The organism is Marinococcus sp. LNHM4E3-1 (genome assembly GCF_056034405.1).
This window is the reverse complement of record NZ_JBQLID010000014.1, coordinates 64,941-81,472: the sequence shown is the minus strand read 5'-3', so window position 1 is coordinate 81,472 and position 16,532 is coordinate 64,941. Positions and strand designations below refer to the sequence as shown.

Sequence of the window (16,532 nt, the reverse complement as noted above, 5' to 3'; positions counted from 1 at the left end):
CCAGGCTATTTCTTTTTATCATAGCACAAAAAAACTGCCGACAAACTCTAAAATTAGAGTCATTGTCGACAGTCTGAAACCTTTCCGGACTGGAAAGGTTTTTTTGCTGCAAAAAAAAGAAGTGAATGCCTTTGTAATGTGATATATCCTTCTGTGAGTCCAATAAAAGCACTCAGTAGCGTAAAGGTTTAAATTCATACGAAAAACTTTTAAATGCTCTATTTTATTTTAAGTTGTGATGTGATACACTGCTCTAGGAAATAAAGAGAGGGTTGGGTAAACCAGCCTATAAGAGAGAGGATAAGGAAGGGAGGCTTTCATATGCTAAAAGCAATGAAGCAAAAATGGATGGACAAGCGCGATCAGCTTGCCCGGCAAACAGAAGAACGGATTCAGGATTACAATACGGATCTGCAGGTACAGATGAGGCAGAGACGTGAAAATGATGATTGGACTGATGAACTTCTCAATAAAGATATTGAAAAATATTTGTATACGATCCATCCGTCATTTCTTTTAAACGACCGTGTGAACCGGGCGCTTTACAACCGGCTTCTTGCCCGTGCGCAGGGGAAGTATTCGCTGACACTCTCTGTCACAAGTGAAATGAAGCTTGCGCTCGACTTTTACAACACGGATCTTGCTGTATTTCTTCGTTTGATTGAGAAGAAAGGCTTTCAGCTTCAGGGAAATGAGGAACGTTTTCTGCTGACGCTTATGAACCGCCTCAGTGAAAACAATTACCGCATGTATAAAGAACGTTACAGCGAATTGGATGCTCACAACGCCTCCTTATCAGATGCGGTCAGTTCGTACCTGCAGCAGGTTCCGCGTGCTTATCAGCTGGAAACCGGGCGACTCGATTTCTTTTACAAGTTTCTGATCAGTGAGGGCCTTCTTCCGGCAGGGACAACGAAGAAAAAGCTGAAGAAAGTAATTAAAGCCTCCAATAAAAAGAGAGCGGGAGACCATCAGCTTGAGCGGATGGAGCGCCGGCTTGACCGGATTGGTTAATAGACGAACAAAACGCTGCAGAACTGCAGCGTTTTTTATTGCTTTGAAAACCCAGTGAGAACATAATTCTTTTCGATTAGGCGTTTCTGTGGCAGAATGTAGGTAAATATACAGAAGGGATGGAGAGCTGATGAGTCAAAACGAAAAGAATCTCAGCACGTTTTTTGCCGGTAAATTGCAGGAAGCCAAAACTCAATTTGAGCGCACCATCGACTGTAAACACACCGCTTTTGACGATTTATATCCGTATATGAATGAACAGCCTCAGTTTTTCTGGTATAAGCGGTATGTAGCCTGGCAGGAGCTGCTTACTACGGTAGAGCTCGCAGAGGAACTGAATATCGACTGGCAGAAAGAGTTCAAAACGAAGCAGCAGGAGTTTATTGAAAGTAAAATACTCGATGCAAAAGTACTCGATGACTGGTACGGAAAACAGCGTACTGAAGCATAAAGAAAGCCGGCGGACCCCCGCCGGCTTTTTACGATTTCTTCTATATGTCTGCTGGTTTTTTAGAAGATAAAATGAGCGATTAAAACAATAACTGGAAGTGAAATAATGGTTCTTTCGAGAAAGATGAGTACAAGGTCGATAAAGCGTACCGGAAGCTTGCTCCCGAGCAGCAGACCACCAACTTCGGACATGTAAATGAGCTGACTGACCGACAGGGCCCCGATAATGAAGCGGGTCATTTCGCTTTCAATATCCGTACCAAGAATAGCCGGCAGGAACATATCCGCAAATCCGATGAGCATTGTTTCGCTGGCTGCTACTGCCTCCGGCACCTGCATCAGCTGCAGGAGCGGCACGAACGGAGCACCGAGCCAGGCGAACAACGGCGTAAATTCTGCAATAACAACTGCGATGGTGCCAAGGCCCATGACAATCGGGATGACGCTGATCCACATATCAAGCACGTTTTTTGTACCGCTGATCAGCACGGAAGACCAATGAGTGCGTGAAGCTTTATCGAGTGCTTTTTCCCACCCGGAGGACACAGGATTTTTACCTGTATGGCCGTTCGCGATTTCCTCTGCAGGCTGTTGGTTGTAATACTCGTTTTTCTTCCGCGACAACGGAGGAATCCGGGGCATAATGAGTGCGCAGGCCACGCCGGCTGCAACGATGGTGAGGTAATACGGCAGCGTGTAGGCAAGCAAATCCAGTTCCCCAAGGATTGTAATGGTGAATGTGATACTGACTACCGAGAACGTCGTACTGATAACAGCAGCCTCGCGCTGCGTGTAGTGGCCGCTTTCATACTGCTGACTTGTCAAAAGCACGCCGATGGTGCCATCGCCTAACCACGAAGCGAGACCGTCAATCGAGGAGCGGCCCGGAAGGGTAAATAACGGGCGCATTAAAATCGTCAGGATCGAACCAAAAAATTCGAGCAGGCCGAAATTAAGCAGAAACGGGAGAAAATAACCGGCAAAAAAGAAGACGGTAATTAAGAGAAGAATCAGGGAATAGAGCAGAAGACCACCGGTAGCGTCCCCGATAAGCCAGCCCGGGCCAATTTGAAAAAGGGTTAAAAAAGCAAAAATAAAGCCTAAAATGCGGATGAGAAGCCACCCGTTGGTTACATGAAACAACGACACGGCGATACCTGAGGAAAACGGACGGAACCGGGCAATAATGGCACCGACTACGGAGATGCCGATAAAAATGACGCCCATCGCAGGCAGTATACCGCTCAGTAAGCCTTCGAGCCATCCGGCAAGAAGAGCCACCGGAACGGTTAAGCCGTCATCAGTAGAAATGGGGACCATAAATAAAAAGATCCCAATCAATGAAGGAATAATAAATTTAAGGGCGCTCGAGGCCCTGGTGGATGGAGTGGAACTCATTTTCTTCACCTCGATATTCATACAGTTTTATGTATAATTACTACAAACATTGTACTAAATTAACACGAAAACCGCCATTTGCAAAGCACATTTTTATCCGTCTCAAGGGAAAGGAGCAATGACCAAACTATGCCGCAATATATCTTTGACGTTGAATCCGTGTATTTAAAAGAGCCGGAAGATGAGCTCAGGACGCATATAGCGGAGGTGAGAACGGAAGTAATACACCGTGAAAAGGGCGATATTTTATTTGAAGCAGTTATTCCGGTGGCTTACCACGCTTACGGCGTCTACCCTGACGTGAAAGCAGTAGCCTCCCAGATTCCCCGGCCCGCGCTGCAGCGGGAGGTGCTGTTCCGTGTGAAGCGCTACGTCAAAAAACTTCGTCCGTTTTTATGAACCGGAAGGTGCGGGCGTTTGCTCAGCGGAGCAGAGGCAGCAGATCCCCGAGAGCCGTCAGCTCATGTTCTGCCCGGAATTCATGAGTCGGGACGCTCCCGTCATGGTTGATCCAGGCGCTGCTGATACCGGCTTTTTTTGCCCCTGCGATATCGGTATTCATATTGTCCCCGATCATCAGTGTATCTTCAGGAGAAGCGTCTGCGAGGCGCAGCGCATGAGTAAAGATGGCAGGATCAGGTTTTCCCACACCGAATTCGCCGCTGATAATAATATGGTCAAAGAAAGGCACGAGCGCCGGGGTCAGGGACAGCTTCAGCCGCTGAAGACTGGGGGAGCCGTTTGTGAGCATCAGCAGCTGATAGTCATCCTTTAGGGTATGAAGGACTTCAAACGTATCAGCATATACATAGGGCAGGTGACGTCGGTGCATAATAAAGCGGTCCTTAAGCCATTCCCCTGTTTCCGGCTGGTGGACGCCGTGGGCTGCAAGCGCCCGCGTCCATGTTTCTTTTTGATAGGAGGAAATAAGCCGGCTCATTTCCTGGAAGCGCCGGTGCTCAATATCGTCAAAGTGTCCCCAGAGGCCTTCGAATGCGTTAATGCCTATCGTTTTAGTGAAGTCATATACAGAAAGGTTCTTATACAGTTCGGGTGCAGTCTGCTGCACGGTTTCCATGAGCAGCGGTGCATGCACCCCAGTGCGTATCTCGGCGTCAAAGGCCGTGGCCCGCAGCGCTTCAGTGATGCTTTTTTTATCCCAGAGCAGGGTGTCGTCTAAATCAAAAATAAGTGTTTTCATGAAAATCCCCCTGTGAAAGTGAAAATGTATGTATAAATCATAGCACAGCGATTAATGTTTAAGAAAAAGAAATATGCCGTTCTGCCTGGAAAAGCAAATAATTCAGTTTAGGGACTGTCAAGTGAAAAGAATTAGTGTACAATGTAGGTGTGTGAGAACGCTTCATAGGAGATCGCGCTTTAAAGATGCCGGAAAGTGAAAATCAATCGGATTTTCGGCCTCCTGCAGCGAGGAGCATACATATTTTTCGTATACTTGGCTGGGTAAGGTTTTGAGTACCTGCTATAAGCATGTTAAAATATGTCTGATTTATGAAAAGGCATGTTCTCGAAGAATTGGTTGAGTCGAAGAAGGGAAGTGATGGTGGAAACTCCATTCCAAATGGTTCACCTTCATAGATATTAAACGACTAATATGATAGTTTAGAAAACTTATTGATCACATAAGCTGGGGGTATCACTCGATGAGTAAGCATCAATCCAGGGCTGAAGAAGCCTGGCAGGAATTTTATGGTCCCAATCTGGGTTATATGTGGGAACAATACGACGTGTACAAGGAAGATCCTGACGCTGTGGAACCGGAGATTAAAAGCTGGTTTGACCAGTACGGACCGCCATCGTCAAATGGGGAAGCATCAGCCGGATATGCTCCTGCTGTGGATGAAAAAGACCAGGCAGTCGGTGCCGGACTTAATATGGAAAAGATCGCGGATGCAGTTAAACTTGCTGAAAATATCCGTATTCACGGCCATCTTTCTGCAGACATCAACCCGCTTCAGGAACCAAACGGAGAAACGTCATTTCTTCGCATAGAAGAATACGGACTAAGTGAAGAAGATCTTCGGACCATTCCGAAGGAAATTCTATGTCCGGACGCTCCGGAATCAGTATCTGACGGACTCGAAGCAATCGAGCATTTAAAACAGATGTATACAAAAACCATCGCTTTTGAATTCGACCACGTCCATGATGTGGAAGAGCACCGCTGGCTCAATCGCAAGGTGGAGTCAGGCGAAATATACAGCGCTGTGTCAGATGATAAACGCAAAGCTTTGCTGAAAAGCCTTACGGAAGTAGAAGCCTTCGAGCAATTTCTGCAGAAAACGTTTGTCGGCCAGAAACGCTTTTCTATAGAAGGAATTGACATTCTTGCTCCTATTATGGAAGAGCTTACCCACAGCGCGATGCAGGACGGGGCAAGAAACATTATGATCGGCATGGCCCACCGTGGGCGTTTGAGCGTTCTGGCCAAAGTTATCGGGAAGCCTTATGACCTGATCTTCTCCGAATTTCAGCACTCCCCCAACAAAGATCTCGTACCTTCGGAAGGTTCCGTTGGGATCAACTACGGCTGGACGGGAGACGTAAAGTATCACCTGGGAGCAGATAAAAACATTAATCAGGAATCGTTTGAATCCCGTATTTCCCTTGCCAACAATCCAAGTCACCTGGAATACGTCAATCCGGTCGTGGAAGGCTATACACGGGCCGCGCAGGATGACGTCAGTGAGCCGGGCTTTCCGCAGCAGGACGGCTCTAAGGCCATGGCTATTTTAGTGCACGGCGATGCGGCTTTTCCAGGCGAAGGAGTCGTCACAGAAACCTTGAACATGAGCCGGCTGAAAGGGTATCAGACGGGCGGTACCGTGCACGTCATTGCCAATAACCAGCTTGGCTTTACCACCGATACGCACGATGCAAGAAGTACGACCTATTCAAGTGACCCGGCCAAAGGCTACGAAATCCCGGTTATTCACGTGAACGCAGACGAACCGGAAGCCTGTCTCGCGGCCGTGCAGCTGGCTTATGAATACAGAAATAAATTCAATAAAGACTTTGTGATCGATTTGATCGGCTACCGCCGTTACGGCCATAACGAAACAGATGAGCCGGCAGCAACCCAGCCATACTTATACGGACTGATTCGTGAGCATCCGTCTGTTCGTGAGCATTACGCGGATCATCTGGACCAAATCGGATTCTGGAAAAAATCCGAAACCGATCAGCTGAAAGAGGATACGCTGAATCATCTGCGGGATCAGTACAACAAAGTAGCAGAGGATAAAGAAGCGGAGACGGAGCTTGGACCGGTGCCGGAAGAAGTGGAAAAACGTCTTCCTAAAGTCGAAACCGGCTATGATTTAAACGAACTGAAGGAAATTAACCAGGAGCTTATTACCTGGCCCGAAAACTTCAATGTTTTTCCGAAATTAAGAAAAATTCTTGAACGCCGTGGACCGGCTATGGAAGAAGGCGGCAAAGTGGACTGGGGCCATGCCGAAGCGTTAGCCTTTGCAACAATTCTCGCAGACGGCACACCGGTGCGTTTAACCGGTCAGGACTCCCAGCGCGGCACATTCGCACAGAGACATCTGGTGCTCCATGACCATAAAAACGGAGATATTTATTCCCCAATGCATGCGTTCTCGAAAGCAAATGCCGCCTTTGCACTTTACAACAGTCCGCTTTCAGAAAACGGTATCGTCGGCTTTGAATACGGATATAATGTGCAGGCACCGGAAACATTGACACTCTGGGAAGCCCAGTTTGGTGATTTCGGTAACGCTGCACAGGTAATATTTGACCAGTTTGTTTCTGCGGGCCGCGCTAAGTGGGGACAAAAGTCCGGTATGGTCTTTCTGCTCCCGCACGGCTACGAAGGACAGGGGCCGGAACACTCAAGTGCAAGACTCGAACGTTTTCTGACGCTCTCAGCAGAAAATAACTGGAATGTCGCTTACCTCTCGAGTTCAGCGCAATACTTCCACCTGCTCCGGCGGCAGGCGGAATTTCTCGGAAAAGACGAAATGCGTCCGCTTGTGCTCATGACACCAAAAAGTCTGCTGCGTAATCAGACCGTCGCTAGCGAGCCGGAGGCTTTCGGGGAAGGTGCTTTCCAATCCGTAGTGGAAGACCCGCTGACGGGCAAAGACAAAAAGAAAGTAAAACGTCTGCTCGTAGGTACTGGAAAAATGACCATCGACCTGCATGAAGCACTGGCCGACGGTGAAGTGCCGAGCGATATCCATATCGTCCGGATTGAAGAGCTCTATCCGTTTCCGGAAGAAGAAATCCGTGACATCTTAGAAGCGTATCCAAACGTAAAATCGATCCAATGGGTTCAGGAGGAGCCGAAAAACATGGGCGCATGGTATTACATGTACCCGCTCCTGCACAATCTGGCACCAAAAGGAGCATCGGTGGATTATATCGGGCGCCGCAGAAGGTCAAGTCCGGCGGAAGGCGACCCTACAATCCATAAAAAAGAACAGAACCGCATCATTCAGGAAGCCCTAAAAGGAAACGAATAAGGAGGACGCAGTCATGGCAGAGATCAAAGTACCAGAACTAGGCGAATCCGTTACAGAGGGAACAATCGCAGAATGGTTAAAAAAACCAGGGGACAAAGTCGAACAGGGAGAAAACATCGCTGAACTTGAAACCGATAAAGTGAATGTGGAAATCCCATCGGAGAAAACTGGTGTCCTCCAGGAACTGTTAAAAGAAGAGGGCGACAACGTAGAAGTCGGCGAGGTAATTGCCGTAGTGGACGAAAACGGTGAAGCCGGAGGCGGAAGCTCAGAAGAAAAAAGCTCAGAGGAAGCAGCTCCGGAAAAGGAAAGCGAAGAAAAGCAGGAAGCTTCCAAAGAGCCGGCAGCTGAAAAATCGGAAGAAAGCACGAAAGAAGAATCGAAAGAAGAATCCCCGGCAGACCGGCCGGTTGCGTCTCCTTCTGTGCGCAAATACGCTCGCGAGCAGGGCATTGACCTGAATGAAGTGTCCGGGAGCGATCCGAAGGGGCGCGTCCGCAAAGAAGATGTGGATAATGAAGTAAAAGGAAGCAGCAAAAAAGAGGAAAAACAGCCTGAGAAGCCTGCTGCCAAAAGCGAGAAGGATGAATTCGAAGGCAAGCCGGTGGAACGGGTTAAAATGTCCCGCCGCCGTCAGACGATCGCGAGCCGGCTGAAGGAAGTCCAGCAGGAAACAGCGATGCTGACGACGTTTAACGAAGTGGACATGTCAGCAATCATGGACCTGAGAAAACGCCGGAAGGATACGTTCCAGGAGCAGCACGACGTGCGCCTCGGATTTATGTCCTTCTTTACGAAGGGTGTTATTGCAGCACTGAAAAAATACCCGCTGCTGAATGCAGAAATTCAGGCTACAGAAGTGATCAAAAAGCAGTTCTACGATATCGGCATGGCTGTTTCCACTGACGATGGCCTCGTCGTACCGGTAGTCCGGGACGCTGATCGAAAAACGTTTGCTGAAATCGAACAGGAAATTATGGACCTTTCATTAAAGGCCCGCGATAATAAATTAACCTTGAAAGATCTTCAGGGTGGTACCTTTACAATCACAAACGGCGGCGTTTTCGGTTCGCTGCTGTCGACACCGATTCTGAACGCTCCGCAGGTAGGTATACTTGGAATGCACACGATCCAGTGGCGTCCGGTGGCCATTGACCAGGATACGATGGAGAACCGGCCGATGATGTATACGGCTCTTTCCTACGATCACCGCATCGTGGACGGAAAAGAAGCAGTAAGTTTCCTTGTAACGCTGAAGCAGCTGCTTGAGGATCCAGAAAACCTTCTGCTCGAAGGATAATACAATATGATCAAAGCCCGCTTTCCGGCGGGCTTTTTTCTTTGCAGAAACGCAGAAGGGATGATTTCTGGCAGTGCCAGCCCGACGATAAGAAAACACACATTTTTTGATATTTCGCGATAATCTCTGATTTTCAGCCATTTTATCGTAAAAATAGAGATGAAATGAAAATAAATGATTTTTTCTTCGTTTAACGCTTGCGTTCCGTTTCTATCTATTGATATAATCACATATGTGATCGTTGAGAGAACACGATATACCAAGGAGGGATAGTATGAGCAATATTAAAATGGACCGAAAAACAGCTGCGCGTATTAGAAGAGATGGAGGCGTAGTTACGCTGGACCCATTTTATTTTTGGAATCAGAAAAAAGACAAAGGCCCAGTCGATACAGTAGTACAGGTAGGCACACCTGCTGAAACTGCCATGTATACGCGTTACCAGTTTGAAGACATCTCTGTGTACGTCCATGAACGCCTGCAGCTGAAAAAAGAATTGCGCCTATTCCTCCATGGATTTGGTCCGTTCGAACATCTCAACTGCGCGGGAGTGAAACGATTCAGCAAACCACAAAAAACAGCAGATGCTGTTTCCTAATAAGTTGAAGAACGTCCTGGCAGCAGGGCGTTTTTCTTATCAAAATTAATTAATTTCACATACTGTATTAAACAAAAAAATAAAAATCTGATATAATAAAACCAAACATATGATCCGGTTTTTAATCCGGCAGAGGAGAATGTTCATGAGCCTACAATTTTATCTTGGGCGTTCCGGGACGGGTAAGTCCACCGCCATGCATCGAGAAATTAATGAAATGATTACCCGTGATCCCAATGGACCGCCAGTAATTGTTATTACCCCTGACCAAATGACTTTTCAGGTAGAACAGCAGCTTGTCCGCCTGTCGGAAAAAGGGATGACAAGAGCCCAGGTCTACAGCTTTCCGCGACTTGCGTGGAAGGTTTTTCAGGAAACAGGTGGAGCGGCCAAAACCGCGCTTCAGAAAACAGGCAAACAGATGCTGATTCGTAAAGTGATCAGTGAACAGCGCAAGCATTTTCGGCTGTATGAAACGTCGAGCTATACGGACGGCTTCATTGACCAGGTGGATGAAGTAATTACAGAATGGAAAACCCACAATGTGTCCAAAGCAGCTATGCACGATATGGTGGAGGGGCTGGAAAAAAGCGGGGCAACCGGGGCTGATCGTATTCTGACAGCGAAGCTTCAGGATCTTCTGCTGATTTGGGAAGAGATGGATAAGGTCATCGGGGACCGCTACATTGGAAGCGAGGAGCAGCTGTTCTGGCTGACTGAAAAAGTGAATTCCTCTGCTTACATTGCAGAAGCAGTCATTTATATTGACGGCTTCCACCGCTTCACCCCGCAGGAGCTGTCGGTAGTTGAGCAGCTGCTTCAGTACTCGCAGGATGTGCGGATCGCATTGACGCTCGATGATTTGACGAACAAGGAAGACGCACATCCGGCTCCGGATATGTTCAGACAGACAGCAAAAACATATTACCAGCTGAGCGCGCTGGCAGAAGACCATGCTGTATCGGTGAATAGGCCGTACTGGTTTAATGGCGGCACGACAAATAAACACGAAGCACTTCAGCATTTAGAGAGGTTCATGGAAAACCGTTCCTATAAAACTAGTTCGGGCGGAGATGCTATTACGGTTAAAAATGCGGTCAACCGCCGGACCGAAGTCGAGGAATGCGCGCGGGATATTGCAGCGCTTGTACGGGATCATGATTACAGGTATGAAGACATTGCCGTCGTAGCCAGAAATCCGGGGGACTATAATCATATAATTGAGACCGTATTTCAGGATTACCGGGTCCCGGTGTTTGTGGATGAAACGCGTCCGGTGCTGAATCACCCGGTAGTGGAATTTATCCGCTCGGCGCTTGAGACCATTGCAGAACGGTGGAGATACGAGTCGGTGTTCCGGACGTTCAAAACAGATATGCTGTTTGATGTGCATGAGTCCTGGCCAGAAGCGAGAAAACAGGTGGATTTCCTGGAAAATTATGTACTCGCGCGAAACGTCAGAGAAAAAGACTGGAAAAGCGAAGAACAGTGGGTCTACCGGTATCATGCCACAAATGTAGAGGACGACTGGGAGCATAAAGATAACCACGAGATCGAAAGAGATATTCATCAAACAAGAATGCGGTTAAGCGCCCCGTTGTTCTCCCTGCAGGCACGACTAAAAAAAGCCCGTACTGTGCGGGAAAAAGCGGGGGCCTTGTTTACATTTTTAGAGGAGCTCCGGATACCGGAAAAGCTCGAAATGATGCGCGATGACTGTCTCAGGCATAACCGCCTGGAAATGGCAAGAGAGCATGAGCAGATCTGGGACATGACCGTAGACCTGCTTGAACAGATGGTAGAGGTGGCCGGCGATGATAAAGCAGGTATGCAGACCTTTCAGCAGATGATGGAAGCAGGCTTTACGAAAGCTACTTTTTCGATTGTACCTCCTTCTCTGGACCAGGTAACCGCGGCTGATATGGAACGTTCGCGGCTGCTCGGTATTAAAGTGGTCTACCTGCTCGGCGTAAACGAAGGCATACTTCCGGCTGCCCTTGAAGAAAGCAGCATGCTGCAGGAGTCCGACAGGGCCTGGCTGGAGCAGCAAGGCGTTGAACTTGAAGAAAGCGGGGAGGCAAAGCTCCTGAATGAAAACTTTCTCATTTACCGCACGATGAGTCTGCCCTCCGACAGACTGATTGTCAGCTATCCGATGGCTGATGAGGAAGGAAAGCGGCTCCAGCCTTCAATCGTCATCCAGCAGCTGCTCGACATGTTTCCGGATCAGGCGCCGGTGCTGATTCAAAACGAACCAGGGGGTTACAGTAAAGAGGGACAGCTGCATTTTGTGAATGCCTCCATGAAAACGATGAGCTTTTTGATTGGGGAACTCGAACGCTGTAAACAGGGAGAAGATGTGGCTGATCTTTGGTGGAGTGTGTACAATGTTTTTGTCAAAAACAACCGTTTGGAAAAACTGACGAAAAGCCTGTTTTACCGTAATGAGGCAGTAGCGCTTTCCAGGGAAACGACCCGGGAACTCTACGGCCGGAAAATGAAAACGAGCGTATCGCGGATGGAGCAGTATGAAGCCTGTGCTTTCCGGCAGTTTGCTTCGTACGGGCTAAAGCTGAAGGAGAGGCAGCTGTACAAGCTCGAAGCACCGGATATTGGCCAGCTGTTTCACGCAGCTTTAAAGGACGTAACAAAAGCCGTCTACCGGGACGGGCGGACGTGGGAGGAGCTTTCCGAGCAGAACGCCCGTGATTATGCTGAAGAAGCGGTGCATGAACTGGCTCCGGCTATTCAGCGCCAGATTCTTTTAAGCAATTCCAGACACCAGTATTTACTGAAAAAGCTCGAAGAAACCGTGCAGCGGGCCTCAATGATTCTGAGCCAGCAGGCGAAATCCAGCCGGTTTTCGCCTATCGGACTTGAAGTAGGCTTTGGGCCAAGCGAAGAAATTCCGCCGCTCCTATTTGAGTTGGCTGACGGAACCCAGATGGAAGTAGCGGGAAGAATTGACCGCGTCGACCAGGCGGTGTCAGACAGCGGGGTGCTGCTGCGGGTGATTGATTACAAGTCCAGTGCCAAGGACCTGCGTCCGGAAGAGGTGTTTTTCGGACTGGCGCTGCAGATGCTCGTCTATTTGGATGTAGTGCTCTCCTTCTCCGAAGAATGGCTCGGAACGAAAGCAGATCCGGCCGGCGTACTGTATTTCAACGTACACAATCCTATTATTCAGGCGGGAAGATCATGGTCTCCCGAGGACATTGAACAGGAGATGATGAAGCAGTTCCGCATGAAAGGCATTCTGCCGGATGACCCCGGCATCGCCAAAATGATGGATGAACGGCTTGAGGCGGGCGCCGATTCGTTTATCGTCCCTGCGCGCCTGAATAAAGGCGGAGGGTTTAATAAACAATCACCGGTCGTTTCAAAAGAACAGTTTGAGCGTCTTCGCGGCCATATTCGTGACAAAATCCGCCATATCGGCGAACAGCTGAGAGCAGGCGATACGAGTATCCAGCCTTTTCAGATGAAACAAAAGAAAGCATGTGACTACTGTGAATTTCATTCTGTATGCCAATTTGACCGCGGATTTCCGGGCAACGAATTCCGGAGCTTTCGGAGCGGCGGCATGAAATGGGAAACGCTGTTCCAGGAGAAGGAGGAAAACGATGAGTCTGAGGACCATTCCTGAAAAACCAACAGACGCCCGCTGGACGGAGAGCCAGTGGGAGGCAATACACGCGGAAGGATCTAATATTTTAGTTTCTGCCGCCGCAGGGAGCGGGAAAACCGCTGTGCTTGTAGAGCGGGTTATCCGGAAAATCACCCAGGCAGAAGCCCCGGTGGACGTAGACCGGCTTTTAATCGTAACGTTTACAAACGCAGCCGCTGCTGAAATGAAAACAAGGGTAGGCAAGGCGCTCGAGGAAAAGTTAAAAGCAGACCCTGCCAATCTGCATATCCGCAGACAGCTGGCATTGTTAAACCGGGCGTCCATCTCCACGCTTCACTCGTTCTGTATGAACGTCATCCGAACGTATTATTACCTTGTGGATGTGGATCCGCAGTTTCGTATCATGGACCAGAATGAGGGGGCCATGATTCAGGAGGAGCTGCTTGAGGAGCTGCTCGAGGAAAACTATGCGGCCGAAAATAATGACGATTTTGTTCTGCTTGCCGATCGGCTGAATAAAGACCGGAGCGATGATTCGCTTCGTGAAGCAGTGCTGCGTCTGTTTCAGTATTCCCGGGCACACGCGGATCCGGCGTCATGGCTGCAGGAGGTGGCTGAACAGTACCGTACGGATGGAAGCAGGTCGATCGAAGAGCTCCCGTGGGGACGTGAAATGATGCAGCAGGCAGAGACTGCTCTTGCCGGTGCTGTGCTCAAATACGAAAATGCGATTGCAGCTGCCGGACAGCCGGACGGCCCAAAAGTAAACCTTGGGCTTCTTCAGGAGGAGCTTGATACGTGCCGGAGGGCTCTCGAAGCCGCTACGTGGAAAGACATGCAGCAGACGCTTGCCGGGTTCACCTTTAAAAAACTGGCCAGCAAAAAGGAGGAAGACGCGACGCCGGAGCGGCGGGAACAGATAAGAAACAACCGGGACGGAGCCAAAAAGGTTATTCAGAAGCTTCAGGAGGACATGGTGGCGGAAAACCCGGAGGATGCGTTAAGCGATATTGTGGATCTTTACCCATCAGTCCGGGAGCTCTGTCAGCTCGTGCAGACGTTCAGCGAGCGGTACTACCAGGTGAAGCAAAAGCGCGCCATGATGGACTTTTCCGACTTGGAGCACACTTGCCTGCAGATTCTGGCTTTTGAAGAAGCGTCGGAACATTACCGCGAATTTTTCCAGGAAGTGCTCGTGGACGAGTATCAGGATACCAACTTTGTGCAGGAAAAAATCGTCACCCAGCTTTCCTCCGGTGATAACCTGTTCATGGTCGGAGACGTCAAACAGAGCATTTACCGTTTTCGTCTGGCAGAGCCGGATCTGTTTCTGGAAAAATTCAAGCGGTACGGGGAAAGCGATGACGGGGAACGAATTATGCTCGATAAAAATTTCCGCAGCCGCAGGCAGGTGCTTGATGCCGTTAACTACTTATTCCGCCAGCTGATGGATAATGACCTTGGCGGCATTGCCTATGACAGCGAGGCAGAGCTGAAGTGGGGCAACGATCAATACCTGGACCTCGGGGACATAGTGACCGAGGTGGCCGTAATTGATCAGGAGGATGTCGTCGAGAATGATCCTCAGGCAGCGGAGCTGACCAACGCCCGGGCGGAGGCCCGGTGGATCGCGCAGGCAGTCAGCCATTCGATGCAGAACGGCTGGGTGACCGATCAAAAGACGGGTGAAAAGCGCCGGCCGGCGTACCGGGATCACGTGATTTTAATGCGCTCGATGCCATGGGTGAATGAAATGATGGAAGAAATGCAGGCGTACGGCATACCGGTATACGCAGAAGTGTCCGGCGGGTATTTTCAGGCAGTTGAAATTCAGATTATGATTTCCCTGCTGCAGATCATTGATAATCCGCTGCAGGATATTCCGCTCGCCTCTGTGCTCCGCTCGCCGATTGTCGGCTGGGATGAAGAGATGCTCGCAGAAGTGCGGCTGGAGGACAAAAATGCCTCCTTTTATCAGTGCGTGGAACTGGCCGCTGGCGGCACCTCCAGTATGCAGCCCCAGGCCCAGGCGTTTCTGGAACAGTTGGAGGGCTGGCGCAGCCGGTCCAAATATGAGCCGCTGTCAGAGTTTATATGGGCACTGCTCGAAGAAACCGGCTACCTGGACTTCTGTTCCGGCCTGCACGGAGGTAAACAGCGGCGGGCGAACCTGCTTGCGCTGTATGACCGTGCCCGTGTGTATGAATCGACGTCGTTTCGCGGCGTATTCCGCTTCCTTCGTTTTATTGAAGGCATGAAAAACCGAAAGGAGGATTTGGGCACTGCGCGGGCGCTTGGGGAGCAGGAAGATGTTGTGCGGTTTATGAGCATTCATAAAAGCAAGGGACTGGAATTTCCGATTGTTTATGCTGCCGGACTGCAGAAGGGCTTTAATGTACAGGATCAGCGGCAGCCTCTTCTGTTTCACAAAGAGCTTGGCATCGGCATGAAATATGTCGATCCAAAGCAGCGTGTCAGCTGGCCGACACTGCCGCATGCGGCGATAAAACACCGCATGAAAACGGAAAGCCTTGCTGAAGAACTGCGTGTGCTGTACGTCGCGTTTACAAGGGCAGAGGAACAACTGATTCTCGTAAGCTCGATGCAGAGGGTAGAAAAGAAATTTGAAGAATGGGAGCAGAAAAGTGCCCAGGCCGGAAACACTCTTGAACTGCATGACCGCCTGGAAGCACAGGACGCATTTGACTGGCTGATGCCTGTTTTGTTGCAGCACGCGCAAGTCGACCCGTTAGAGCAGCAGACCTCAAAGAACCTGTCCGATCATTCCTCCTGGAAGGTTCATATTATACCGGCCTCAAACCTGCAGATCGGGTCAGTGCAGGAGGAGACGTCAGCGGAGGACTGGATGCAGGCGGTAAAAAATAAAGAAGAGGTGCCGGCGGGAGAGGAATGGGACGAAGAAGTCAGGCGCCGCATGTACTTTCGATACCCTTATGAGGAAGATACCCGGCATGCGGCCAAAATTTCGGTGAGCGAATGGAAACGGCGCTCGGAAGACCCCCAGGCGGAGCAGCGGCATGCCGTTACCTTTACCTCCTCCTATGCAAGAAGGCCGTCATTTATGATGGAAGAAGCCGTAAGTCCGGCAGAAAAAGGAACCGTTCTTCATATCGTCATGGAGCAGCTTTCCTTTACAGGCGTCCCGGACGAAGAACGGGTGCAGCGGCTGCTTCGCAGGCTGACGGACGAGGAATACATTACTGCCGCCCAGGCGGAAAGCGTTGACACCACTGCAGTCACTGCTTTTTTCGAAACTGAATTGGGCCGGCGCGTCCTGGCTGCCGAAGCAGTTCAGAAGGAAGTTCCTATTACAGCTGGAGTAACCGGGAGCGGCCTTGAGAACCGGCAGCTGCTTCAGGGAATTGCAGATCTCGTAATAAAGGAAACAGACGGCCGCTGGGTGCTGATTGATTATAAAACGGACCGGGTGCAGTCCCGGTTCCCGGGAAATCCCAAGCAGCAGCAGGAATTTTTGCGGGAACGCTACCAGACCCAGCTGGACTTATACCGCTCATCCCTTGAAAGCATATGGGGAGCGGCCATACCCGAAGTATACATTTTTGCCTTCGACGGTATGCAGACCATTTCAATGAACGGCCGATAAGAGAACGA

10 protein-coding genes are annotated in these 16,532 nt (G+C 49.6%); 8 read left to right on the top strand and 2 right to left on the bottom strand.

What is annotated here, in order from left to right; all coding sequences use genetic code 11:
- The first annotated feature begins 321 nt into the window (after positions 1–321).
- Both ACTRXI_RS13805 and ACTRXI_RS13800 read left to right on the top strand, forming a co-directional pair.
- Entirely contained in the window at positions 322–1,014 is a 693-nt protein-coding gene (locus ACTRXI_RS13805) for a hypothetical protein (protein ID WP_474263465.1), read from the top strand.
- A 130-nt stretch (positions 1,015–1,144) separates the two neighbouring features.
- On the top strand, positions 1,145–1,465 hold the full coding sequence (locus ACTRXI_RS13800; RefSeq protein ID WP_474263463.1) for a hypothetical protein: 321 nt from the start codon (positions 1,145–1,147) through the stop codon (positions 1,463–1,465).
- A gap of 59 nt (positions 1,466–1,524) precedes the next feature.
- Here ACTRXI_RS13800 and ACTRXI_RS13795 read toward each other — a convergent pair whose 3' ends face one another.
- Complete coding sequence (locus tag ACTRXI_RS13795) at positions 1,525–2,862, bottom strand: YjiH family protein (RefSeq protein ID WP_474263461.1); 1,338 nt, start codon at positions 2,860–2,862, stop codon at positions 1,525–1,527.
- A 129-nt stretch (positions 2,863–2,991) separates the two neighbouring features.
- On the opposite strand from ACTRXI_RS13795, the gene ACTRXI_RS13790 reads away from it, so the two are divergent.
- Positions 2,992–3,261, top strand: a complete 270-nt coding sequence (locus ACTRXI_RS13790) for a hypothetical protein (protein ID WP_474263459.1) — start codon at positions 2,992–2,994, stop codon at positions 3,259–3,261.
- A 22-nt stretch (positions 3,262–3,283) separates the two neighbouring features.
- Here ACTRXI_RS13790 and ACTRXI_RS13785 read toward each other — a convergent pair whose 3' ends face one another.
- Positions 3,284–4,063: an HAD family hydrolase gene (locus ACTRXI_RS13785; protein ID WP_474263457.1), complete on the bottom strand. Its 780-nt coding sequence runs from the start codon at positions 4,061–4,063 to the stop codon at positions 3,284–3,286.
- 463 nt (positions 4,064–4,526) lie between these two features.
- Between ACTRXI_RS13785 and ACTRXI_RS13780 the strand changes: the two genes are divergently transcribed.
- From ACTRXI_RS13780 to addA, 5 genes are all read left to right on the top strand, one after another.
- A complete protein-coding gene (locus tag ACTRXI_RS13780) occupies positions 4,527–7,373 on the top strand; it encodes a 2-oxoglutarate dehydrogenase E1 component (RefSeq protein WP_474263455.1) in 2,847 nt (948 codons plus the stop codon).
- Positions 7,374–7,386: 13 nt separating this feature from the next.
- Positions 7,387–8,673, top strand: coding sequence for a 2-oxoglutarate dehydrogenase complex dihydrolipoyllysine-residue succinyltransferase (odhB, locus tag ACTRXI_RS13775; protein WP_474263453.1), 1,287 nt, complete (start codon positions 7,387–7,389; stop codon positions 8,671–8,673).
- A gap of 274 nt (positions 8,674–8,947) precedes the next feature.
- Positions 8,948–9,271 (top strand): hypothetical protein, encoded by a 324-nt coding sequence (locus ACTRXI_RS13770; protein ID WP_322525069.1) that lies wholly within the window; start codon positions 8,948–8,950, stop codon positions 9,269–9,271.
- A 145-nt stretch (positions 9,272–9,416) separates the two neighbouring features.
- Positions 9,417–12,917, top strand: coding sequence for a helicase-exonuclease AddAB subunit AddB (gene addB / locus ACTRXI_RS13765; RefSeq protein WP_474263451.1), 3,501 nt, complete (start codon positions 9,417–9,419; stop codon positions 12,915–12,917).
- The gene (gene addA / locus ACTRXI_RS13760) at positions 12,895–16,524 is read left to right on the top strand and encodes a helicase-exonuclease AddAB subunit AddA (protein ID WP_474263449.1); all 3,630 of its coding nucleotides are present in this window, start codon (positions 12,895–12,897) and stop codon (positions 16,522–16,524) included. Before addB ends, addA begins: the two co-directional genes overlap by 23 nt.
- Positions 16,525–16,532 lie beyond the last annotated feature (8 nt).